The sequence below is a fragment of the Bradyrhizobium sp. genome (assembly GCF_035652035.1).
GTDB lineage: Bacteria > Pseudomonadota > Alphaproteobacteria > Rhizobiales > Xanthobacteraceae > Bradyrhizobium.
Map to the genome: position 1 here is coordinate 12,468 of NZ_DASREO010000103.1, position 24,363 is coordinate 36,830.

Annotated in this window: 18 protein-coding genes and 1 tRNA gene; 14 read left to right on the plus strand and 5 right to left on the minus strand. The window is 62.3% G+C overall.

From position 1 onward, the window contains the following. The first annotated feature begins 2 nt into the window (after positions 1–2). The 11 genes from VFB05_RS29215 to VFB05_RS29265 all read left to right on the plus strand — a co-directional run bounded on the left by VFB05_RS29215 (position 3) and on the right by VFB05_RS29265 (position 18,657). On the plus strand, positions 3–2,843 hold the full coding sequence (locus tag VFB05_RS29215) for a DUF7146 domain-containing protein (protein WP_422652943.1): 2,841 nt from the start codon (positions 3–5) through the stop codon (positions 2,841–2,843). Further along, positions 2,840–3,346, plus strand: a complete 507-nt coding sequence (locus VFB05_RS29220) for a hypothetical protein (protein ID WP_325019090.1) — start codon at positions 2,840–2,842, stop codon at positions 3,344–3,346. Before VFB05_RS29215 ends, VFB05_RS29220 begins: the two co-directional genes overlap by 4 nt. 326 nt (positions 3,347–3,672) lie before the next feature. Continuing rightward, positions 3,673–7,650, plus strand: coding sequence for an Eco57I restriction-modification methylase domain-containing protein (locus tag VFB05_RS29225; RefSeq protein WP_325019092.1), 3,978 nt, complete (start codon positions 3,673–3,675; stop codon positions 7,648–7,650). An 87-nt stretch (positions 7,651–7,737) separates the two neighbouring features. Then, on the plus strand, positions 7,738–7,995 hold the full coding sequence (locus VFB05_RS29230; RefSeq protein WP_325019094.1) for a type II toxin-antitoxin system VapB family antitoxin: 258 nt from the start codon (positions 7,738–7,740) through the stop codon (positions 7,993–7,995). After that, positions 7,992–8,399: a type II toxin-antitoxin system VapC family toxin gene (locus tag VFB05_RS29235; RefSeq protein WP_325019096.1), complete on the plus strand. Its 408-nt coding sequence runs from the start codon at positions 7,992–7,994 to the stop codon at positions 8,397–8,399. The genes VFB05_RS29230 and VFB05_RS29235 overlap by 4 nt, the downstream gene beginning before the upstream one ends. 142 nt (positions 8,400–8,541) lie before the next feature. Further along, a complete protein-coding gene (locus VFB05_RS29240; RefSeq protein WP_325019098.1) occupies positions 8,542–9,708 on the plus strand; it encodes an ImmA/IrrE family metallo-endopeptidase in 1,167 nt (388 codons plus the stop codon). Next, entirely contained in the window at positions 9,705–10,211 is a 507-nt protein-coding gene (locus VFB05_RS29245; RefSeq protein ID WP_325019100.1) for a DUF4411 family protein, read from the plus strand. The genes VFB05_RS29240 and VFB05_RS29245 overlap by 4 nt, the downstream gene beginning before the upstream one ends. Before the next feature lie 15 nt (positions 10,212–10,226). Next, positions 10,227–11,678, plus strand: a complete 1,452-nt coding sequence (locus VFB05_RS29250; RefSeq protein ID WP_325019103.1) for a hypothetical protein — start codon at positions 10,227–10,229, stop codon at positions 11,676–11,678. Between the two features lie 13 nt (positions 11,679–11,691). Next, positions 11,692–13,443 (plus strand): hypothetical protein, encoded by a 1,752-nt coding sequence (locus VFB05_RS29255; RefSeq protein ID WP_325019104.1) that lies wholly within the window; start codon positions 11,692–11,694, stop codon positions 13,441–13,443. A gap of 35 nt (positions 13,444–13,478) precedes the next feature. Further along, positions 13,479–16,871, plus strand: a complete 3,393-nt coding sequence (locus tag VFB05_RS29260) for a helicase-related protein (protein WP_325019107.1) — start codon at positions 13,479–13,481, stop codon at positions 16,869–16,871. A gap of 76 nt (positions 16,872–16,947) precedes the next feature. Beyond that, complete coding sequence (locus tag VFB05_RS29265) at positions 16,948–18,657, plus strand: GmrSD restriction endonuclease domain-containing protein (protein ID WP_325019109.1); 1,710 nt, start codon at positions 16,948–16,950, stop codon at positions 18,655–18,657. Positions 18,658–18,691: 34 nt separating this feature from the next. Here VFB05_RS29265 and VFB05_RS29270 read toward each other — a convergent pair whose 3' ends face one another. Continuing rightward, on the minus strand, positions 18,692–19,309 hold the full coding sequence (locus tag VFB05_RS29270; protein WP_325019111.1) for a hypothetical protein: 618 nt from the start codon (positions 19,307–19,309) through the stop codon (positions 18,692–18,694). A gap of 252 nt (positions 19,310–19,561) precedes the next feature. Between VFB05_RS29270 and VFB05_RS29275 the strand changes: the two genes are divergently transcribed. Continuing rightward, positions 19,562–19,867 (plus strand): nucleotidyltransferase family protein, encoded by a 306-nt coding sequence (locus VFB05_RS29275; RefSeq protein WP_325019113.1) that lies wholly within the window; start codon positions 19,562–19,564, stop codon positions 19,865–19,867. Positions 19,868–19,960: 93 nt separating this feature from the next. Here VFB05_RS29275 and VFB05_RS29280 read toward each other — a convergent pair whose 3' ends face one another. Both VFB05_RS29280 and VFB05_RS29285 read right to left on the minus strand, forming a co-directional pair. Then, a complete protein-coding gene (locus tag VFB05_RS29280) occupies positions 19,961–21,175 on the minus strand; it encodes a tyrosine-type recombinase/integrase (RefSeq protein ID WP_325019114.1) in 1,215 nt (404 codons plus the stop codon). Between the two features lie 168 nt (positions 21,176–21,343). Beyond that, positions 21,344–21,419, minus strand: a tRNA-Phe gene (locus tag VFB05_RS29285). A 277-nt stretch (positions 21,420–21,696) separates the two neighbouring features. Between VFB05_RS29285 and VFB05_RS29290 the strand changes: the two genes are divergently transcribed. Beyond that, positions 21,697–21,888 carry a hypothetical protein gene (locus VFB05_RS29290; protein WP_325019116.1) on the plus strand — a complete coding sequence of 64 codons (192 nt, stop codon included), beginning with the start codon at positions 21,697–21,699 and terminating at the stop codon, positions 21,886–21,888. A gap of 71 nt (positions 21,889–21,959) precedes the next feature. Beyond that, positions 21,960–22,100 (plus strand): hypothetical protein, encoded by a 141-nt coding sequence (locus tag VFB05_RS29295; RefSeq protein WP_325019118.1) that lies wholly within the window; start codon positions 21,960–21,962, stop codon positions 22,098–22,100. 8 nt (positions 22,101–22,108) lie between these two features. Here VFB05_RS29295 and VFB05_RS29300 read toward each other — a convergent pair whose 3' ends face one another. Further along, positions 22,109–22,993, minus strand: a complete 885-nt coding sequence (locus tag VFB05_RS29300; RefSeq protein WP_325019120.1) for a Ku protein — start codon at positions 22,991–22,993, stop codon at positions 22,109–22,111. Between the two features lie 134 nt (positions 22,994–23,127). Further along, the gene (locus VFB05_RS29305) at positions 23,128–24,300 is read right to left on the minus strand and encodes a CaiB/BaiF CoA-transferase family protein (RefSeq protein ID WP_325019122.1); all 1,173 of its coding nucleotides are present in this window, start codon (positions 24,298–24,300) and stop codon (positions 23,128–23,130) included. Between the last annotated feature and the right edge of the window lie 63 nt (positions 24,301–24,363).

Here is a 24,363-nt window from a genome sequence, read left to right on the forward strand (position 1 = left end):
CGATGAGCGCTGAAGGCCTTGCCCGGGCGCTCGGCGGGCGCAAGACCGGCGCCGCCTGGATGGCGCGTTGCCCGGCGCATGACGACCGCACGCCGAGCCTTTCCATCGCCGACGCCCGCGACGGCAAGGTGCTCGTGCGCTGCCATGCCGGATGCGATCAGAGTGACGTGATCGCCGCGCTTCGGGCGCGCGGTGTCTGGGGCACGGACGAGCGACGCCCGGCCCGCTTCTTGGGCAAGCCCAATCGAGTGCCCGAGACCGACGACGACGCGATAAGGCGAACTGAAGCGGCGCTCGCCATCTGGCACAACTCGCAATCGGCCGAAGGAACGCCGGTCGAGACCTATCTCCGATCGCGTGGCCTCGTCCTTCCGATCCCGCCGTCGATCCGCTTCCATGCCGGGCTGAGGCATCCTTCGGGCGCTGTCTGGCCGGCGATGGTGGCGCTGGTGACACACGGCGCTCACGGCAAGCCTATCGGTATTCATCGCACTTTTCTCGCCCGCGGCGGCGCCGGGAAGGCGCCGGTCGAGCCGGCGAAGATGATGCTTGGGCCGTGCTGCGGCGGCGCGGTGCGGCTGGGACCAGCCGGCGATTTACTGATGGTCGGCGAAGGTATCGAAACCTGCCTTGCCGCCGGCAACCAAATACGCCGCGTGGGCTGCACTTTCGACTTCGGGCCTGCGCGCCCTCGAGCTGCCACACGGGGTTCGCGACGTGATCGTGCTCGCCGATGGCGACGATCCTGGCGAAGCGGCAGCGCAGGATTGCGCACGGCGCTGGAAGCGAGAGGGCCGGCGCGTGCGCATCGCCCGCCCGCCGCAAGGCACGGACTTCAACGATCTGCTGCTCCTTCGCGCGCCTCGCATCGAGGAAGCCGCCCGATGAGCATCTTGGACGCCGCAAATCACGATCCGATCTGGGCCGCCATCGATGCGGCCGAGGAGGTTCGCGACCCGCTTGAGGGCCTCGTCGAAAGGACTGCCGCCGACGCGGGTGCCCCCTTCGCGCCCGACGTGCTCGAATGCCTCGTGACGCTCAAGCGTGACGATCGCGCTGCCTTCGAGGCGCTGCGGGCGCAGTTGAAGAAAGCCGGATGCCGGGTGACGGCGCTCGACGATGCCATCGCCGAGGAAAGCGGCGAAGCGGGCGGGCGCGGCCCGACGCAGGCCGATATCCTGATCGATCTTGCGCAATCCGCCGAGCTGTTCCATGCGCCGGACGGCACCGGCTTTGCCGACCTCGACATCAACGGTCATCGCGAAACCTGGCCGATCCGCGCCAAGGGCTTTCGCCGCTGGCTCGCCCGCCGCTTCTTTGAGGCGACGGGACGCGCGCCGAGTTCGGAGGCGTTGCAATCGGCGCTCAACGTGATCGAGGCGAAAGCACATTTCGATGCGCCGGAGCGCACGGTTCATGTCCGCATCGGTGGTCTCGACGGGCGGCTCTATCTCGACCTCGGCGACGAGACATGGCGGGCGGTGGAGATCGACGCCACCGGCTGGCGGGTGATCGACAATCCGCCGGTGCGTTTCCGCCGCGCCGCCGGGATGCAGCCATTGCCGGCGCCGGTTGCGGGCGGTTCAGTGGAGGCGCTGCGATCGTTCCTCAATGTTCGGTCCGACACCGATTTCGTGCTGGTAGTCGCCTGGGCGCTGGCCTGCCTGCGCAATCGCGGTCCCTATCCGGTGCTGGTGCTCTCGGGCGAGCAGGGTTCGGCAAAATCCACTTTCTCGGCCATCCTGCGCGCGTTGCTCGATCCAAACACCGCGCCGTTGCGCGCGTTGCCGCGCGAGGACCGCGACCTGTTCATCGCAGCCAGCAACGGCCATGTGCTCGCCTTCGACAATGTGTCGGGCCTGCCGGCGTGGATTTCCGATACGTTGTGCCGCCTCGCCACCGGCGGCGGCTTCGCGGTGCGCCAGCTCTACTCCGATCAGGACGAGGTGCTGTTCGACGCGGCACGGCCGGTGATCCTGAACGGGATCGAGGATATCGTGACGCGGCCGGACTTGGCCGATCGGGCTTTGTTTCTCACGCTCGAACCGATCCCCGAGGAACGCCGCCGGCCCGAGCAGGAATTGTGGGCAGCCTTCGAGGCCGAGCGCCCGCGCATCCTTGGTGCACTTCTCAACGCGGCGGCGAAGGGACTGGCCACGCTGCCGCAAACCCGCCTCGACAAGCTGCCGCGCATGGCGGACTTCGCGTTGTGGGCGACGGCTTGCGAAACCGCACTGTGGCCCGCCGGCACGTTCTGGTCGGCCTATTGCGGCAATCGCGACGAGGCTGTGGAAGGCGTGATCGAGGCCGATCCGATCGCCGCCGCGGTGCGGACACTGATGGCGGCGCGGACGGAGTGGACGGGAACGGCCTCGGAGCTTCTGGGCGCCCTTGCGGAAATGGCAGGCGAGCGCCTTGCCAAGTCCAAGACGTGGCCGGACAGCCCGCGGGCGCTGGCGGGCCGTCTGCGCCGGGCGGCAACCTTCCTGCGCAAAGTCGGCATCGAGATCGGCTTCGAGCGCGAAGGTCGGGCGCGGACCCGCATCATCCGCATCACCACAGGGTCATCGTCCGCGCCAGAAACTACACGGGCGCAACCGTCCGCACCGTCCGCAGCGTCCACCAATCAGACGAACCTCATTCCGGCCAATGGGTTTGCGTCGCAAGGCTTGCGGACGGTCGGCGACGATGCGGACGGTCTCAGGAGCGGCAACGGCCCAATCGTCCGCGGCAACCCGTTGGAATCCAACGGCGCGACCGATGCGGACGGTGCGGACGCAAATCGCTCGCTGCGTTCCGAGTCGGACAAAACTGGTACGCCGGCATGGAGGGCGCGGCTATGAGCGCCGCGGAAGCCCTCAAGGTAGCGCGAGCCGCGGGCGTAAGGCTCGGGATCGACGGCGATGCCCTCGCGCTTGAAGCCGCTACCGCGCCGCCGCCCGCGGTGCTCGACCTGTTGGCCCAGCATAAGGCCGGCATCATTGCCTTGCTGCGACCGGCGAACGACGGCTGGTCGGGGGAGGACTGGCTCTCCTTCTTCGACGAGCGGGCCGGCATAGCCAGTTCCGCCGGCAGGCTATCCCGCGAACAAGCCAAGGCGCGCGCCTTCGAGTGCTGCGTCGTCGAATGGCTCAATCGCAATCCGGTGCGGTCGCCGCCCAGCCGCTGCCTGGGCTGCGGCCAGACCGAACATTCGCGCGATCCGCTGCTGCCGTTCGGCACCGAACCGACGGGACATGCCTGGCTGCATTCGCGCTGCTGGCCGGCATGGCACGAATCGCGCAAGGCCAAGGCAGTCGCAGAGTTAGCAACGATAGGCGTCCATGGACCGGGCACGCGCCGATGATCGCAACGGAACTCCAGCGATCGCGGCACTTGCTTCGCGCTACGAAGATCAGCCCCCGGCCTTAGGTTCTTCCGCGCGCCAAGCGTATCCGGGCGGCAAAGGCGCGGCCTTGCGCTACCGGCAGAAGCAAAATCGGAGTGCGCACCCCGGAGTGCGCACCTTCTCGGGTGCGCGGGTGCGCATTCGACCTACGAATTTTGGTCGTGATCGACCGTTCGCCTCCGCCACTCGAAATGGTAGCTTTTGGCGCAGAATCGGGGGCTTTGTTCGGGGGACCGCCGTTGGATATCGCAGGATCGTTTCTTTCGGATCGGGTGCCCCGTCCGTTGACCCTTCCGCGCCAAGCGGGGCTCGAACCGAAAGCGCTCTATATCGGCAACGGCCAGAACGCCTTCGAGGTGATCGTCCTTGCCGCCCAGGGTCAGCCGTCGGGCGGCACCCTTCAGGCTGCCTGGAAGGCCCGGCGGGGCGGCCGGGCGTCTCCCGTCCTGCTCGTTGCCCTCTACGGGGAACACGCCGCCCTTTGCGGTCCCGCGGGTGACGATCCGCCCGTGCGGGTCGGTATTGATCGCGGCCAGGCCGAGCGGCTGTGCCGGGCGGCGCTCGACCAGCCCGACCGGCATGCGGCGCTCGCGTTCCTCGCCCAGGCCTTGCCGTCGCTCGATACACCGGTGCCCGGGCTGCGCAACGAAGGTCTCTTTGCGCTGCATGCCCTGACCGTCGATGCCCAGCGGCGAGCCGAGTGGGCCGCGGCATCCGAGAAGGCAAAGACAATCGCTGCCCGGAAAGGACAGGACCTTCTCGCCGGCCTCGGCTTCAAGGTCGAACGATTGGACAACCTCACGCTCCTTCTGCGGGGTGGCGAACGCCGGGCGGCGCTCGCAGTCCTGCTCGATCCGGCCGAAATCCCGGAGGCCGGGACGGTCCGCTTCAACAATCTTTCGCCCGTGTCCTATGCGCTGGCCAAGGCCGACGCCGAAGGCCTGCCGTGGGTCGTCGTGCTCCACGGAGATCGGTTGCGCCTTTATCCCACCGCCGTCGGCACCGGCGTCGGCCGGCGCGGGCGCACCGAGACCTACGTCGAGGTGCAAACGTCGCTATTGGCCGACGAACACCTGGCCTATCTGTGGCTGCTCTTCTCGGCCGAGGCGCTCGATCCCAAGGGCACCGTCACCGAATTGCTGGATGCCTCGAAGCGCTTCGCCGGCGATCTCGCCGTCGAGTTGCGCGAGCGCATCTACAAGGAAGTGGTCCCACGCTTGGCGCGCGCCATCGCGGATGCGCGCAAGCTCAAGAACCCAAGCGCCGAGGAGCTTGATCTCACCTACCGCATGGCGCTGACGGTGTTGTTCCGGCTCTTGTTCATCGCCTACGCGGAAGATCGCGACCTCCTGCCCTATCGTACCAACGACGCCTATCGTCGCCGATCGCTGAAGCAGAAGGCGCAGGAGCTGGCCGAAGCGAAGGCGAAGGGGCTGCCGATTGCCAGCGGCAACGCGCATTGGGAGGAGGTCGAGCGCCTCTTTCGCGCTGTCAACATCGGCAATACCGAATGGGGCGTCCCCGCCTACGACGGCGGGCTCTTCACGACGGACAAATCCGTCTCAGCCGCGGGCGCGGCGCTCGCGGGACTCTCCTTGCCGGACACCTTGTTCGAGCCGGTGCTCGAACATCTTCTGCTGATTCATGCGCCCGAGGGGCCGCTCGGGCCCGTCGATTTCCGCTCGCTCGGCGTGCGCGAATTCGGCACGATTTACGAAGGTCTGCTGGAATCGGAATTGTCGGTCGCGGACATCGACCTCGCGATCGACGACAAGGGGAACTATGTCCCGCACCAGGGCCGACAGACCGTCGAGGTGCCAAAAGGCACGATCTACCTTCATAACCGGTCGGGCGCGCGCAAATCGACCGGCAGCTATTTCACCAAGAGCTTTGCAGTCGAGCACCTGCTCGATCGCGCGCTCGAGCCCGCCCTCGACGATCACCTTGAGCGCCTTGACGCTCTGGACGACGCCGCCGCGACGGAAACGCTGTTCGATTTCCGCGTCGCCGACATCGCCATGGGCTCGGGCCATTTCCTCGTTGCGGCCATCGACCGCATCGAGCGCCGCATCGCCGATTATCTGAACCGGCGGCCATTGCCCGGCGTACAACGCGAGCTCGCAAACTTGCGCGAAGCGGCCGAAAAGCAGCTCGGACCGGAAGCGAGCCACGTACCGATCGAGGACGCGCAACTGCTGCGCCGGCTGATCGCGCGGCGCTGCATCTACGGCGTCGATCTCAACACGCTTGCGGTCGAGCTCGCGCGCCTTTCGATCTGGATACACACTTTCGTGCCCGGGCTCCCGCTCACCGTGCTCGATCACCATCTCGTTCAGGGCAACGCTCTGGTCGGGATCGGGACCATTGATGAGATTCGCGCCTGGTTTGAGAAGCACTCGACCAAATTGTTCCCGGTCGATGCCGACAATCTGCTCGGCCAGGCCAAGCAACCGCTGATGCGGCTCGCCCGGCTGGCGGACGCTTCGCTCAAGGATGTGGAGGCGGCGCGCCGCGCCATGGAGGAGGCGCGGTTGGCTTTGGCTCCGACGCGCGCCTTGTGCGACATCATCGTCGCGGAGCCGCTCAACGCCGATATCCGTCTTCAGCCGGAGGACTGGGACAAACAAAAACATCAAATCCATGCGTCAAAAGCGGCGCGACTCGCGGCGAAGGAGCTCGCCGGGCTTTATCCGCTGCATTTTCCCGTCGCTTTCCCTGAGGTGTTTCTGCGCCGGCGGTGCGGATTCGATGTGATCCTTGGCAATCCGCCTTGGCAGGAAGCGACCATCGAAGAACACGCGTTTTGGGCTCGCCATTTCCCCGGATTACGCGGCCTGTCACAAAGTGAACTGGAGCGCGAAAAGGCTCGCCTTCAGCGTCAACGACCGGACCTCACCAAGCTCTATGAACGCGAAGTCGATGAAATGGAGCGGGTACGCGCGACGCTCACAACGGGCGCATACCCCGGCATGGGCACTGGCGATCCGGACCTCTACAAGGCGTTCTGTTGGCGATTTTGGAATCTAACAGCTCAAGAGCGGGGACGGATCGGGGTAGTGCTACCTCGCGGGGTCGCATCGGCGAAAGGCTCAGAGCTATTTCGCAAGGCCATGTTTGACGGATCGGCAGAAACAAATCTGACGATGCTCCTGAATCGCGGCGGTTGGGTCTTCGATGAAGTAGAGCATCGAGACACGATGATCCTAGCGGCGGTCGAAAAGGGCGCCGCTGCTGATCCGATTATCGAGGTGCGGGGCACGTTTGCCGATCTGGCATCATTTCAAGCGCGCCACGACGCTGTCGGGACTCGTTTCCGCAAAGCAGACGTTCTTTCGTGGAACGATGCTGCATCACTACCTCTGTTTCCAACAGAACAATCGGTCGAGGTGTTCGCGCAGCTCCGGAAGGCGCCGCGGCTCGATCTCAACGACGGCAAGTCCTGGCGCGCCAGGCCGGACACCGAGCTTCATGCCACCGCGCAGAAGCCTTTGATGGACCTCAAGTCCGAAAAATGCCCGAAGGGATTTTGGCCGGTTTACAAGGGCGAGTCGTTCGACATTTGGACGCCCGACACCGGCGAGTACTACGCCTTTGCTGATCCAGAAAAAGTCATTCCGTGGCTTTACGCCAAACGGCTGCGCAGCGGAAAAAGCCGGCGCGATAGCGCACACGCGGAATTCACACCCGCGTATCGCCAAAACAAAGCCACGCTGGCGTGCAACTTTGCGCGAATTGCCTTCAGAGACGTAACGCGCGCCACGGACTCTCGAACGGCTCGGGCCTGCCTCGTTCCACCCCGGGTGTTTATTGGCAATCAAGCTCCGTACCTGCTTTGGCCACGCGGAGACGAGCGAGATCAGGCGTTCCTCGTCGGCGTACTCTCCTCAATTCCTCTCGACTGGTACGCGCGCCGGTTCGTTGAGAAGCATCTGAATTTCTTTGTGTTCAATCCCCTGCCCGTCCCGCGTCCCGCTCGCGACGATAAGCGTTGGCAACGCGTCGTGGCGCTCGCCGGGCGGCTGGCCTCGCCGGACAAACGGTTCGCAGCCTGGGCCAAGGCCGTCAGGGTCGACTGCGGCCCCCTCCAGGACGGCGAGAAACAGGACCTGATCGCGGAACTGGACGCGGTCGTGGCTCACCTTTATGGGCTGACCGAGAAGCAGCTCGTGCATGTCTTCGAGACATTCCACGAAGGCTGGGACTACGCGCCGCGGCTTGGTGCGGTGCTCAAGCATTTCCATACCTGGGCGAAGCGGTCTTGAACCGCAGGAACGGGTCACCTTGCCGCCGTCGGCGTTCTGAAGTACATATGTACCTGAATGTCCGCCGATTGCGCCGGAGCCACCGCCGTGAAAGACCAGGTTCACATCCGCAATGCCGAAGCCGCGCAGCTCGCGCGCACGTTGGCGCGCCAGACCGGCAAGACCATCAGCGAGGTGGTGCTCGATGCCCTGCGGCATTATCGTCCGCGCCGGCGCGAGCGGGCGCCACAGAAGCAGGTCGAGCTGTGGCGCCGGCTCCTGCGCGAGGACCGCAAGCGCGGCATGGCGCGACCGGAAACGCCCGTCGCGGCGCTCTATGACGAGGCCACGGGGCTTCCCGCATGATCGTGCTCGACAGCTCCGTGCTGGTCGCAATCATCAAGGGCGAGCAGGATGCCGAGCGGCTTCTCGACCTTCTCGCCGCCGAGGAATGCGCGATCGGCGCGCCAACGCTGGTCGAAGCGCGGGCGTGGTGCGCGATCAATCTCACGGCGCGCTCGTCGCGCTGGCTGGAGCAGTTCGTCGAAGCCGGGCCGGTTTCGGTCGTCCCGTTCAGCCGCGAGATGGCGGACGCGGCCTCCAAGGCGTTCGCAAGCTTCGGCCGGGCAAGCGGGCATCCGGCGAAGCTGAACTTCGGCGACTGTCTGGCCTATGCTGTTTCGGCGGTCATGCGGGCGCCGCTCCTGTTCAAGGGAGGGGACTTCGGATTGACGGATGTGATGGCGCATCCGGCCTCGATCCGGACCTGACACGGGCGGGACCGGCGGAAATTGGTGCGTGGCGGTGTAAGCCGGCACAGAGGACGCGAGATCGGGCGGCCGAGGCGCGGCGATTAACGACCAAGCCTTGATCTGCAAGAGTAGCGGCAGAGTGGAGGAATGAAGGCACATCATGCCGAGGGCGGCCAGCATCCGCGTAGATGTGAAACCCGCGCTCCTGCGCTGGGCGCGCGAGCGGGCTCGGCTTCGAGAAGAAACACTCCTCCGTCAATTCCCGAAGCTACGCGAGTGGGAAGCTGGTACGACGAAACCAACGCTGCGCCAAGTCGAAGCATTTGCTGACGCGACCGCGTCGCCGCTGGGTTACCTATTCCTTCCGGAGCCCCCCGAAGACGCATTGCCGATCCCAGATTTCCGCACGCTCGACGACCAGCCGATCCGCCGGCCGAGCGCGAATCTGCTTGATACCATCTTCGACATGCAGCGCCGCCAAGCGTGGTTGCGGGAGGACCGGATCGAGGCCGGGCATGAACCATTGCCTTTTATCGGGTCAGTAACGGCCGATGCCGCACCCGCGCGGATTGCTGCTGCTATGCGCCGAACTGTCGGCGCGGTCGCCGGCTGGGCTGACTTGCATGGCACCTGGACCGACGCGCTCTCCTGGCTCCGCAATCGCGCCGAGATGATCGGGATCATTGTCGTCATCAATGGTGTTGTCGGAAACAATACCCGCCGCAAGCTTGACCCAGAGGAGTTTCGCGGTTTCGTCCTACCAGACGATTACGCCCCCTTTGTCTTTCTCAACGGTTCGGACGGCAAAGCGGCCCAGATGTTCACGCTGGCTCACGAGCTGGCGCATCTGTGGATCAATCAAGCTGGCGTCTTCAATCTGCGAGATATGCAGCCCGCGCCCGATTCACGCGAGAGGTTTTGCAATGCCGTTGCGGCCGAGTTTCTCATCCCAGAAGAAGAGTTGCGGCGCGTTTGGAGTGATATCTCCGGCGCACCCCGACGATTCGCTCTTCTCGCACGACGCTTCAAAGTCAGCGAATTGGTCGCCGCACGGCGTGCTTTGGATGCTCGGCTGATCAGCCGTGATGCATTCTTTCGCTTCTACAATGCCTATCAGGAAGAAGATCGACGCCGAGCGGCTCGACAGTCAACGGGGGGCAATTTCTACGCCACGCAGAACTACCGGGTCGGCAGGCCATTCGCCGAAGCGGTGGGCCGGGCAGCCAAAGAAGGGCGGCTTCTCTATCGCGACGCCTTCGAGTTGACCGGGCTGCGCGGCGCGACCTTCGAGCGGTACCTTGCGATCATTGAAGGGGCGCCGCAATGATGACAGCGCCGCCCGCATATTTGCTTGACGCAAATATCTTCATCGAGGCGCACAAGCGGTACTACGCGTTCGATATATGCCCTGGCTATTGGACCGCGCTCCTCTCGCATCACAACGGCGCACACCTTCGCTCGATCGATCGTGTGCGTGACGAACTAATTAGCCAAGCCGATGCGCTGTCTCAATGGATACAGCAGCAGGTGCCGGCGTCATTTTTCGCCGCAACTGGCGATCGCCAGGTCACCGAAGTGTTCAGCAACGTAGTGGCCTGGGTTCAAAATAAGGCGCAATACCTCCCTGCAGCAAAGACTGCTTTCGCGGCGGGCGCCGACGGCTGGTTGGTCGCTTACGCGAGGGTGCACGGTCTGATCGTCGCCACCGACGAAGTTCAGAATCCCGGCATTAGGAGAAGGGTGCCCATTCCTAATGTGTGCGATGCGTTCGGAGTGGACTGCATCGATACTTTCAACATGCTTCGCGCGCTCGGCGCGCGCTTCCATTAAGTTAGGCTGCAAACCATGAATTCCGCGCCGGATGTATCCACGCTCGCGTCAGAATTGGGCAATTGTGCAGACCCATCCGCCTTGGCCGACGCGCTTGCCCGGATCAAGAAGCAGAAGAAGCTTCCCGCCCTCGTAAAGCATCAAAGCTTTCCGGAGGCCGCGGAGACGCTTGTGCGGAGGATATCCCAATGGGAGCCGGCCGCGAGAGCCGCGGGGCTTTCGATTCTTGGCCGGCTGACGGAAACAGTCAGGACGATACGTGCGACGCGCGAAGCAATCGGGCGAGCGCTGGCAGCGTCCGATATCGCGATTCCTGACCTCCACTTCCTGTCGGACGCGAAAGACCGCTACTACCTTGCGATCACGATCTCCCTCGTACCCGCAAAGGTCTCGCCTTCGTACCTGGCTCAAGCCATCGTCCAAGAGGATGCCGGGGAAGCAGCCCGCGAGGCGTTGATCTCCGCTCTCCTCGATCAAGCGCCCGATCTTGCCGCTGCATTTCGTTATCTCGCGGAGAGCGCCGAATCTCTCACCATCGATACAAAGGATGCCGCGGCGACACGCGCCCGCCGGCTGAGCCGTATCGCGGCCAGGCTGCGCCCCGCAATCGCGACCAGAGACTTGCCCGCCGGCGAAGAGCTTGGGCCGAACCTCGCGAGATTCGTAAAAGCGCTGACAAGCCGCGATCTCATCGGACGGTCGCTGCGCAGCAACGCGGCCGAAGCGGCGTTGGGCCTGCTCTATGAATTGGTGCGCGCGCGGTTCTCACTGGTTAGCTCTCCGGAGACATTCGAGGTGGTCGATGTCGTAAAGGGACAACTCGGCTTTCAGACGTGGCCGAGCGAAATCAATGATCTGGTCCAACGGATCGCATCGCGGATTTTGGAAGGCATCGCATTGCTGGCGCGCCAAGGCCTCACCGACAATCGAATGCGTTCGCTGGTCATGCGTTTGCTTGGGCCAGAAGCCGGTGAGGCAAGGCTGAGGAAAATTGCACAGACGTTGCCTGGAATACCCTCTCACGTTGCCGGCTGGATCGCGACCGGTAGAGCTCCGATAGCCCCCAAGGAAGACCCGCTGGCTGCCGAAAGCGTCCTCTTGGAGTTTGACGCCATCGTGGGGGCGATGATGCGCGAAATCACTGAACTGCGGATCGCAATGGCGCGCCTGAAAGATGAAGTGGCTCCGCAGCTTGAAGTCGTTGACCCCGCTATGACGGCGATCGTTCGTACTATCGTAAACGGTGTAAAAAGGATCGATGAACGCTTACGGTTGATTTCCAGCCGCCGCTCCCTCAAGATGCGCGGAGAGGTAGGCGATATCGTCGAGTTTTCGCCCACGGAGCACGAACAGACACCGGCAACGGTCGGCGCGAGACTGGTGCGTATTCGTGCGCCATTGGTTGAGCGCCAGTCGGGGGGGCTCGCTCCTACGGTCGTGTTGAAGGCGGAGGTTGATCCGGCCTGAGTTGGGGGGAGGTATGGAACTGAAAGTCGCCACGGTCCTCGTCGGCAACCTCGTCGAACGGCTTGAACGAAACGACTACAAGCTCGAAGGTTCACTGACCGAGCGCGAAAAGGTGGCATTGCAAGAGCTTCTTTCCTTGGCACGAAATCCTGCGCCGCCCACCCGCGCACCGAGCACAGAGAGTGCGCCCGTCGCGCCCGATCAGTCTGATCAATCATCGGACACAGAAATTTCAAAGCCCGCTATAGCCAAGACCGACCTGCCGACTTCCAAATTCGATCTGAACACACGCGCGCTGACACAGGCACCGGACCGCGACATTACTCTGTGCCTGGATTTTGGCACGGCGTACTCAAAAGCCGCATTCTGGGACACGTCGAAAGAAATTGGCGATCCTGATGATGGTGCCAATTGCTGTCGTGCTTTGCCGATCGGCCGGCAAGCGGGTGAAACGGGTTTCGTCTATCCGGTCAGTTCATCTGTGTATGTTTGTGCCGATGGCACGATCTACTTCGGTCCTGCGGCCGTGGCAGCGAGCATCCGTGACAACGATCCGCGCCACTCGCGATTTGAAAACCCGAAAGAGTATCTGTCCAAGCCAGTGGGGGAAAACTTCTACACTCAAGTGCTGCCACCGGAGTTCGATCCGACCGGAAGCGGCCTCACCTACTATGAGGTGCTGCAAGCCTATCTTGCGTATCTGACGTCACACACCAATCAGGCTGCAAAGCAATCTGGCTGCGATGGTCTCCTGAGGCGGCGATTTGCCATTCCGAACTGGACGGGCGACAAATCCGAGTTCGTCAAAAAGGAGATGCGTCGCATCCTGCTGAATGCCCAAGTCCTGGCCGACTCTGTCGATCCGGACCTTTGGTCAAAGGGACACACGGTAGAATTCCTACGCGAGGCCGTCCGACAGACGCAGAAGGCAACCGCCAGGGCCGATTCGAGCGCTATTGAGCATGCCATCTACGAATCTACGGCTGCTGCAAGCGGCGCTGTGGCGAAGCTCAGAAACTCAAAGGACATATTTCTTGTGGCGGACATTGGTGCAGGCACGTGCGACCTCGGGCTTTACTATGCCGTGTCGCCTGCTGCCAGGACCGACAAGCCAATCAAGTTCGCTTCGCTCTGCGACGCGCGAGATGTCGTAAACCGTGGCGGGCGCTTCTTTGATGACCAGCTGCGCAACATCATCATTGATAAGCTCGGTATCGACTCTGGAGGGCCTGAAAGTCACCGCCTGCGCCCGTTGATCGATCGCGAAATTCAGAATTTGAAGCACCTGCTGTTCCAAACGGGTGAGTGCCGGACGCTTTTGGACGGGCAGACGATCACAGTGACGTTGGAGGAGTTTGAACAGCGAAATGCGATTCAGCAATTTGTGCAAATGTTTTCCAATTCCGTTAGAAAACTTTTGCGTGCTGGTGGGGCCGAGAATTTTGCTGCGAAGCACAACCGGGTACGCTGTGTTCTAACAGGAGGCGGTTCGGCTACACCGTTCATCCGACGACTGTTCGAACGGCCGATGCAGGTGGATGAAAGCAATATCGCATTCAGTATCGTTGATCCCACACCTGCATGGGTCGAGGCTGGCGATGAAGCCCTGTTTCGAACCTACCCACAGATGGCCGTCGCTATGGGAGGCTGTGATCCCAGCCTTCCGCAGGAGGTGCAAGCCATCCGGGACATCACGAAGCCAACCACGATTGTGCGAGTGGGGTCGATCGCTGACGGCTACCGAGTGTCCACGAAAGCGACGTAAGCAACGATCGCGAACCATACCGATCAGCAACGCAGATGCTCGATTTGGAAAGGTCAGCCGAGGCACCCGAATTCATTGACAACCGCAACGGCAATACGCTTGCCGAGGCTTTGGCGCGCCTGCTCGGCGGAAGCATGGCTGGCGGCCTTTCCGAATCCGGTACCCGGCCATCCGAAGTCGCAATTGCTGCGGCCTTCTTTTCCCCCAAGGGCCTTGCGGACCTCGCCCCGCATCTAGACGGACTAACACGGGTAAGGCTGCTGTTTGGCGTTGAAGCACCGCGCGATGTCGAGCTGCGTCGACCGAATCTCGGGGAGACGCCCGAACATTTCGAGTCTCGAATGTTGCGCGAGGGCGTTCGGGAAGCTGAAGCGGCGGCGCGCGCGGCCCGAGACCGTTTCCCTTTCACGCGAGAGGGTGTTTCGGCTCTTCACAGGCTTATCCGGCGCCTTCGGGGGCAGAACATCGAAGTGCGGCGTTATGAACGCGCTTTCATGCATGCCAAAGCCTACATCTTCGTGCCGCCGGCAGATTCGATTGACGGAAAAGCCGGCGTGATTGCGGGCTCCTCGAACCTCACGGGCGGCGGCCTGAGCCGCAATCTCGAATTAAATCTTGGCCGCTATGATAGTCCCATTGTGGAGCAGGCAAAGAGTTGGTTCGAGGAGCTCTGGGACGAGGCCGAGCCGGTCGATCTCGCGCAGCTCTTCGAGGATATCTTTGCGCCGTACACCCCTTGGGAGATTTTTCTGCGCATTCTGTTCCAGCTCTACGGAAACGAAGTTGTGGAGTTGGAAAAGGAGGATCGGGGCCTTCCGCTGACCAGTTTCCAGACACATGGTGTCGCCCGCGCGTTGCGCTTGCTCAAGAAGTGCGGCGGTGCCCTGGTCGCAGACGAGGTGGGACTCGGCAAGACCTTCATCGCTGGGGAAATCATCCGCGTCTATCGCGAAAGGCGTCAACGGACGCTGCTGATTTGTCCGGCCCAGCTTCGCGATACGACCTGGAAGAAGTTCTTGCACCGGTTTGAGTTCGACCGTGGCGTCGAGTGCGTCTCGTACGAACAGCTTGCCAACGATATCCAATTGCGAGACCCGCAGCGGCCAGCGGCGAGCCAAGTCCATCTGCAATCTCCACTCGATGACTATCAGCTCATCGTCGTCGATGAGGCGCACAATTATCGCAATCCGAACACACCGACGCGGGCGGCCGCTCTACGCACGCTCCTATTCGGCAAGCCGCGCGACGTTCTATTGCTGACGGCAACCCCGGTCAACAACTCTCTTTGGGACCTGTTCTACCTGATCCGCTTCTTTGCGCGGCAAGATGCTTTCTTGGCCGAGCGTGGCGTGCTCTCGGTTTATGAGCGCTTCCAGCAGGCGATGAGGGAGGACCCCTCGAATCTCAGCCCCGAGCTGCTGTATCCGATCATCGACGCAACATGCGTGAAGCGGACACGGCAATTCGTCAAAAAGCATTACTCCGGGGATCGGATCAAAGGTGCCGATGGCCGCGATCATCCCATCGTGTTCCCACAGCCGAAAGCGATCACCGTTCGGTACAACCTCGATGAGCCGTTACCCCAGCTGTTCGATGAAATCGAGCGGGCACTTGACCCGGATGGGGGACCGGATGCCTTGCAGTTCGCACGATACACCGTCGAGACCTTTCTGGTTGGCGAGCATGATTCGGATGCTGAGGCTCAAGCAGCCGCAACAATCGGCCTAATCCGCTCAGGATTGCTGAAGCGCTTCGAGTCTTCGGCATTCGCGTTTGTGAATACGCTTGATACGCTAATTCATGGCCACAAGGTATTCTTGGAGGCTCTGGGCAGGGGCCACATCGTCACCACGCGGTTCCTGCGTGAGATCGCGCCGCAAGACGAAACCACGCTCGACGAACTGCTCAAAGGAAGTCCCGACACACTGCCCGCGCGCGATTACGATACGAAGCGGTTGCGAAAGGCCGTCGAAGCCGATCTTGCAAAACTGATGGACCTGCGAGCCAAGGCGGCGAAGATCTCGCCCCAGCGAGACCCGAAGCTCAAAGTCCTCGTGAGAGAGCTCGAAAGGATCGCCACTCAGGCTAAGGAAGAAGCCACAGACGCGATCGATGAAGCACAGAAGCGGAAAGTGCTGCTGTTCTCATTCTTCGCGGACACGGTGGAGTATGTGCGCAAATTCCTTGGCGAGGAGGTCAAGCGAAATCCAGCGCTCGCCCCCTACCGCGGCCGGGTGATCGCCGTGACCGGCGATGACGATCTCGAAGAGATCTCGCGCCAGCAGGCGATCTACGGGTTTGCGCCGACGTCGACCGAGGCTCCGGCCGGATATGACGCCGATCGCTTCGATATTCTGGTTACGACTGACGTGCTCGCCGAAGGCGTCAACCTTCAGCAGTGTCGTAACATCGTTAATCTTGACGTTCCGTGGAATCCAATGCGCCTCGTGCAGCGGCACGGACGTATAGATCGAATTGGAAGCCTACATCCCCGCGTCTTCTTGCGTACGATCTTTCCAGCGGAACGTCTGGATCAGCTTCTCAATCTTGAGCAACGCATTCTCGCGAAGATTGCGATGGCGGCAGCATCGATCGGCGTTGCCTCGCCCGTAGACGGGGCGGCTCACGGTCAGCAGGTTTTTACCGAGACACGTGAAGAAATTGAGCGACTCCTCAAAGAGGACCCAACGCTCTACGAGCGCGGTGGCACGGCAAGTGCTGCTCAAACCGGCGAAGAGTATAGGCAGACGCTCCGCAAAGCTCTCGCCGAGAACCGAGACAGAATCGTTGGGATGCCGTGGAAAGCCGGCTCGGGGATGTCCAAAGGCAAGGACCGCGGCGTACTTTTTTGCGCCGCTGTGGGCGACCGAACCTTCCTGCGCTTTATTCCAGCGGATGAGGCTTGGCGTCTTCGCGGCGATGATACCGCAATCATCAGCGAGCTTGGTAGCTGCCTCCGAATGATCGATTGCGAACCGCAGACCCCTAGGATGGTGGACAGCGAGCTGGAGGAAGATCGTATTTTCGACCTTTGGGGCGCAGCACAGTTTCACATCTGGCAGTCGTGGATGATCGAAACCGATCCCGCGAACCTTCAGCCCAAGCTTCGGCCGCTCAATCGAAAGGCTGCGGAGTTTATCCGCGCCAACCCTCCAGCTGAAGTCGAGAGCTTGCGGATCACTCAGGCGCTCGATGTGCTCGAATCTCCCTGGCCAAGACGCGAGGAGATCATGTTGCGCGAATGGTTCAACGATGAGACACGGACCGGCACGGAGAAGGCTGCTTACCTGATCGACAGAGTTCTCGAAACGGGAATCGAACCGTTTCGAGAACCGCCCACGCTCGCCCCAATTCGTATGGATGAGATCGAGCTTGTGTGCTGGATGGCGCTAACGCCCAGTGACCTCGACCCGAGTGCGAAGATATGACTTCTCGACACATGAAGTCGATCAGTCACTTTAGGGTACCAAAAAGGGCGTTGCAGCGTGGGAATGGAGCGGATCAATGGCTAAGGCTGAGGCGACGGTCGAAGAACTCGTTGGCATGATTGAGCGGGGCGAACTGCGCCTGCCAGAAATGCAGCGACGATATGTTTGGCGCTCCACCCGGGTGCGAGACCTGCTCGATTCACTCTACCGGGGGTATCCTTCGGGCGCGATCCTGCTGTGGGAGACTGACGAAGTCGTTCCTATGCAGCCGTTTGCGATCACCCAACAGGGGAACCCCTATCAAAGCACACGGCTGTTACTGGACGGTCAGCAGCGGCTGACCTCGCTTTCGGCCGTGATCCGCGGCGAGCCGGTGAGCGTGCGTGGGCGCCGGAGGCCTATTGAGCTTCTCTTTAATCTTGAGCATCCCGATGAACTCGCTGTCGTGACCGAGGTCAATGAAGACGGTGACGAAGAAGATGACGGCGAGGAGCGGATCGATGACGAAACCGACTCGACCGAGGACGAGCTTCAGAGGCGTTTCGATCGGATGACTTTCGTGGTCGGCACAAGGAAACTCGAGCAAATGCCTCATTGGGTTAAAGTAACAGACGTCTTCAAATCCGATAGCGATCGCCCATTCCTGAAGCGTGCCGGCGTCACCGATCTTGATGACCCGCGCAGCGAGAAGTACAGCCAGCGCCTCGCCCGCCTTCGCGGCATCCGCAAGTACGTCTATCGTATGGACATACTGGAACGGAATCTGTCCTATGATGAGGTGACAGAGATCTTCGTGCGCGTGAACTCACTCGGTGCCAAGCTGAGAAGTTCCGATCTCGCTCTCGCTCAGATTACGGCTAAATGGCGAGGCGCTTTGAAGACCTTCCAAGAATTCCAGGAGCAGTGCGCCAAGTCCGGTTTCGATCTGGACCTCGGCATTCATCTCAAAAACCTTGTCGCCTTTGCGACTGATCAATCCCGGTTTCTTACGGTAGGCAGCTTGCCGGTTGTGACTCTGCAACAAGCCTGGAAAAGGTGCGTCCCGGGACTCGAATTTGCCATCAATTTCATCAGGAGCAACGCCGGTATAGATAGTCCGGCCCTCTTATCGTCGCCCTTTCTGCTGGTAGCCCTCGGCTATTACGGACACAAACGTAATTTTCAAGTCGAAAGCGCGGAGGCGCAACGTCTCCGGCAATGGGCGCTCATCGCGAACGCTAAAGGCCGATACTCGCGCGGCTCAAGCGAGACACTGCTTGATCAGGATCTCGCGACATTGCGCCAGGGCGGTGGAGCGGAGGGGCTGATCGATCGCTTGCGGCTCCAAGTTGGCCGCCTTGATATTGCCCCCGAGGAGTTAGAAGGACGCAATCAACGGAGCGCGCTGTTTAAGACGATGTTCCTTGCCTTTCGGGAGTCGGGAGCCCGTGACTGGCATTCAAATCTTGCCATTGCGCTCGGTCACGGCGGGGCGCAACACCGTCTCCAGTTTCATCATATCTTTCCAAAGGCAGCGCTAAAGAAGAAGTATGCAGCGCGCGAAGCTGATGACATCGCCAACTTGGCATTTATTGGCGGGAAGACAAATCGGCAAATCAGCGATAAACTGCCAATTGATTACTTTCCAACCATTATCAGCAAATCCGGTGCCGCGGCATTCGAAGCTCAGTGTATTCCAACCGAGCCGCGGCTTCTCGATGCCGACGGCTACAGACTATTTCTGGCCCAGAGACGAAAACTCGTCAGCCAGAGACTTAACAAATTCTTGGGTGTCGCATCAGCGTGACGACGTTAACCGCGTCGACACATCTGCAACGCATTCAGTCGCCCCTTCGTGCTTCGAGCGCTACGATACAAAGATCGCGATAGCGCGCGATCGCCTTCGGGCTTGAGCTCACAGGATTGATCTGGAATGAACGAAGCCCCTTGAGGTCCCCGGCCTTTACGAGCTCAACGACGGTCGCAAGCTTCTTGCGAAACCGCTTGTGCGTTTCCGCGCTGAAATCCGGTGGCTCGGGCAGCTTCCCCTTGCGTGCTGCCACCTTGATCGCCGCGTGCTTGCCAAGCGGACGCGTCGAAGTCCCTTCCTGCTTCGCCGTGGATTTCTGCGTTTTCTTCGGTGCCGCCGGCTTGCCGACGCGCTTCGCCATCGATTTCTTCTTGACCTTCTTCATCGGGTCCTCCGTGTTGGACAAGGTTGCGTTGGTGACGAGACCCGATCTGCCGTCTGCCGTGGTGCCATAGATCAGCGGGCGCCTGCCGTTCGGATGCATGCCAACCAAACGATCCGCCTTTGCGAGTGCCTCTTCGATCGTCTTCGCGGTATCGGTCGCGTAGCGACCAACCCCAAGAAAGAGCGCGATGTCAAAGCGCACCGCCTCCGCGACGATGTCCGCGTTCGCGATATCAGCCGGATGCGGCTTGCGCTTGCGCGCCATTGGATGCTCCACGGTTAATAGGGGCGAGCACTCAGGCTCGACCGGCCGGCAAGAGCAACTGGAGACTGGAGTATCCGCGCGGGAGACTGCAGGCTGACTGGCCCGATTTGCCTTCGATGCATCCACTTCGAAGATGTCTTGCGCTACAAGGAGAACATCGACTCGGAGCGTCGCAAGGTGCTCGATCAGCTCGCGGCCGAGGCTCAGGAGCCCTACGCCCCACTGCCGAAGGTCGGTCCGAGGAGGTCGTCCATGGCTACAAAACTGCCCATTGCGCCCGACGCGCTCGCGGATGTTTGCCGCCGGCACCATATCCGCCGGCTGTCCCTGTTCGGATCGACGCTCAAGGGTACCTCCGGTCCCGATAGCGACGTCGATCTGCTGGTCGAGTTCGAGCGGGACGCGAAGCCCAGCTTCTTCGATCTTGCCAATATTGAGAACGAATTGTCGAACCTGCTCGGAGGGCGGCGAGTCGATTTGCGAACGCCTGAGGACCTCAGCCGGTATTTCCGCGATGAAGTGGTTCGCGAGGCGGCGGTTCAGTATGAATCCGCATGATCGCGCCTGCCTCGGCATATTCCATGCGCTTTGGGAAGCAGCCGGTATCATGGGTTGATCCAATCGGCCGCCTGCCCGATGGTCAGGTCAGCGCTATGCCACCCTCAGCGGCGTCACCGTTGCGCCCTCGCGCAACGCGTCGAGCTTGTCCGCCCACCATTGCATCATGCGCACGCGCTCGTCCCAGAATTCGGCCCGCGCATAGGCACGGCGCACCGCGTCTCCGTCCTCGTGGGCGAGCTGGCGTTCGATCGCATCGGCGTGCCACAGTCCGCTCTCGTTCAGAAGCGACGAGGCCGTAGCCCGGAAGCCGTGCGCGGTCGCCTCGTCCTGCGAATAGCCGAGCCGGCGCAGGGCGGCGTTGAGCGTGTTGTCGGAGATCGGCCGCAGCTTCGACCGGACGCTCGGGAACACAAGACTGCCGTGGCCGGTGATTTCGCGAAGCTGCGTCAGAATGGCGATCGCCTGCGATGGCAATGGCACCTTGTGCGGCCGGCGCATCTTCATGCGTTGCGCCGGGATCGACCACACGGCGGCTTCGAGGTCGAACTCGGGCCACTCTGCGAGCCGCAATTCGCCGGGGCGCGGGAACAGATAGGCCATGAGCTGCAACGCCGCCTTGGTCACCAGCTGGCCGTCGTAATCCCACACGGAGCGAAGCAGCGCGCCCACCGCCCTCGGTTCGGTCACGGCCGCGCGCGGCTTGACCTTCGGGGTGGTCAATGCGCCGCGCAAGGCGAAGGTCGGGTCGTTGTCGGTGCGCGCTGTGGCAATGGCATAGCGGAACACCGAGCCGATGGTGCTGCGAAGACGGCGGGCGGTTTCAAGACGGCCACGCACTTCGACCTTGCGCAGCACGGCGAGCACTTCCGCGGCGCTGATCTCGGCAATGGGCCGCTCGCCGATGATCGGGCGGGCGAAGTCGAAAAGCCATTTCGTTTTCTTGAGAGTCGTCTCGGCGCGGCCTTCCCTCGTCATCTTCGCGAGCAACTCGTCGGCTATCGCCCCGAAGGTGTTTCCGGCGGCGATCGCACGGGCGAGCTTTTCCATGCGCCTTTCCACCATCGGGTCCTTGCCATCGCGTAGCAGCGCTCTCGCCGCTTCGCGGCGCTTACGCGCTTCGGCGAGGCCGACTTCGGGATAGACGCCGAAGGAAAGACTCTTCTGCTTACCGTCGTAACGATAGGCGAGGCGCCAGTATTTCGAGCCGTTGGGATGAACGTGCAATTGCAGCCCGCCACCGTCCGACAGCTTGATCGTGCCGGCGCCCGGCTTGGCCTTGCGGATCGCGGTATCGGTCAGCGGCATGGCACGTGTTGGTACATTTCTGTCAGCGTCATCTTTGGCCAACAAATGTACCAACAAATTCGCCGGCTTTGGGCGATTGGCCGCGGATGCTCGCGACCGAAATTATGCGAGAAACCCTTGAAATTCAAGGCGTTTCTGGACGCCTGCGAACATCTGCGAACGGGGCCATGGTGCCCAGGGGCGGAATCGAACCACCGACACCGTGATTTTCAGTCACGTGCTCTACCAACTGAGCTACCTGGGCGCTGCCCCGAAGGGGCGGAAAGGCTGAGCGCGGCGGTTATAGAGGCTCGATTCCGGCCTGTCCATCGTGCTCTCCGGCGCGGCATCGGTGCCGAAACCGGGTGATACGGGTCATGCCGAGCGGCGGAAAAGCCCCTGAAAACTTCGGTCATAAGATGTGAAGCGCAGCGCCGCAGCTTGGCCACGGATCGGGTGGAACCTCCGCCCCGGCCCAGGGATTGGCATGTCGTTTGCACGTCTCGAGCGCAGATCCTTACCCGCCGGAGTTCATGATGTCGATGACCAAAACCGCGCTGCTGTCGATCCTTGTCGCAAGCTGGATCGCCGGCCTTCTCGCCCAATTTGATGCTTGGGACGCCACGCTGAGATATCTGGTTCTGTCGCTGCTGATTGTCGCGGCTTTCGTGCTTAAGAATCAGTACACGCGTCAGCCCGTGCGCAGCACGATTTCCAAACGCAAACAGCCCTGATCGGGGCGCGCTTTGGGGCAGAATTCCGTCCAGCCGATGCAACCCGACACATCGGCGCGCGTTCATTCTCCATGACACGCCATCTTGCCGACTGGGCCCTCAAATTCGTGCTGCTGTGGTACATCGTTGCGCGATTTATCGGCGGCCCGGCGCCGGATGCGCGTTATGACACGCCGCCGCCGCCCGCGGACACCTCCGGCGAAACTCTCTAAACAAATATTCAGCTTGCACGCCGTGCCGCCGAGCGCCGTGCGGTGCCGCGCGGTGCATTGCGCCGCGATTCACCGGCGCTCCCGGCACTCCGCTTCGGCGATTTCGCGGATCCGGATTCGCTGGCGACACTACGCTTGAGCGCATCCATCAGATTGATGACGCGCGCGCTTTCGCGCCGCGGCCTCTCGCGCGGCGGCGGCAATCCGGCCTGCTTGCTTTTCACCAGGTCGGCGAGCGCCTTTTCGTATCGGTCGACGAAGGCCGCCGGCTCGAAATGCGCCGCCTTGGTTTCGATGATGTGCGAGGCGAGCTTGCGCATTTCAGTCGGCAGGTCGATGTCGGGGATACCCTCGAAATACGGCTCGGCGTCGCGCACTTCGTAGCCATAGCGTAGCGTGGTCGCCAGCAGCCCTTTGTCGAACGGCTCCAGCATCAGGATGCGCTCGCGCCGATACAGCACCACGCGGCCGATGCCGACCATTTTCTTGTCGCGCATCGCCTCGCGAATGACGATGAAGGCCTCCTGGCCGACCTCGTCGATCGGCGCGAGATAATAAGGACTGTCGAAATAGCGTTCGTCGATCTCACCGCGCGGCACGAAATGCTCGATGTCGATGGTGTGCGTGCTGGCCAGCGCGATCTTGTCGAGCTCTTCTTCGTCCAGCGGCACATATTGGTCGCGGCTCACCTCGTAGCCGCGCCCCTTTTCCTCCCGGTCGACGACGTCGCCGGTCTGCTCGTCCACCATCTGCTGGCGCAGCCGGTGGCCGGTGCGCTTGCTGATCTGGTGCAGCGCGATGCGCTCCGAACGCGAGGCCGCGGGATAAAGAGCGACCTGACAGGAAACCAGCGACAGTTTCAGGTAGCCTTTCCAATAGGGCCGGGGCGCCATCACACACTCCACGCTACGCAACTGCGATTCAACGCCGCCGGCCAACGCCCGTTCCCTGCGCCAAGCCGCCGCGATGCGCGAAACCGGGGCCACGCGGAAGAACAAACCATGTTCTTGAACGTCGGCTCGTCTCGTCAGCCTTCGCCGATCTCGCGCAGGATTTCGGGGCTGTGCTCGCCGAGCGCCGGGGCGCCGCGATCGGCGGCCGCGCGCCAGCCGTCGAAGATCAGCGGCGTCCTCACGCCTGCAACCTTGCCGTCCTTCGCGGCAGCATTCGGCCGCTCGATGCGCATTCCCCGCGCGACCACCTGCGCGTCGGCGAAGACCTGGGCGAGATCGTTGATCGGCCCTGCGGGCACGGTGACGGCCTCGAGCTTGGCGAGCAGGTCGTCGCGGGCGAACCGGCGGGTGCGCTCGCCGAGCGCGCGGACCAGGCTGTCGCGATTGACCACCCGGTCGGCATTGCTGCGATATTTCGGGTCTTGCGCGATTTGCGGCGCGCCGAGCACCTCGCACAATTTGACGAACTGGCCGTCGTTGCCGCAGGCGATGATGACGTGGCCGTCGGCAACCGCAAAAACCTGGTAGGGCGTGACCACCGGATGCATGTTGCCGATGCGCTGCGGCGGCGCACCGGTCACGAGATAACTGAGCGCCTGATTGGCGAGCACGCCAACTTGGGTATCCAGCAAGGCGGCATCGACCAGGCAGCCACATCCGGTTTTTTCCCGCTGCGCCAGCGCCGCGAGCACGCCGACCGCGGCATAGACGCCGGTGAAGATGTCGGCGATGGGGATGCCGACGCGCATCGGCTCGCCGCCGGGCTCGCCGGTGATCGACATGATCCCGCCCATGCCTTGCACCATCAGGTCATAGCCGGCGCGCGAGGCATAGGGTCCGTCCTGGCCGAAGCCGGTCACCGAGCAGTAGATCAGCCGCGGATTCTCGGGCGCGAGGCTTTGGTAATCGAGCCCGAATTTGGCCAGACCGCCGACCCTGAAATTTTCCAGCAGCACATCGGAGCGCGCAGCGAGCTTGCGCACGATGCGGCGGCCGTCTTCCGCATCAAAATCGATTTCGATCGAGCGTTTGCCGCGGTTGGCAGCGTGGAAATAGGCGGCGTCGAGGCGGGCGCCTTCGGCGCTCTCGACGAAAGGCGGCCCCCAGCCGCGCGTGTCGTCGCCCGGCCCTTTACGCTCCACTTTTATGACGTCGGCGCCCAGGTCGGCGAGGATTTGCCCCGCCCAGGGGCCCGCCAGAATACGGGCCAGCTCAAGAACGCGAAGACCGGCGAGCGGGCGAGACATTCAGCAACGGACCCCTACGCTTGTGCGGTAACAAACCGCATGACCGGGGCCATTTCTCTGGCC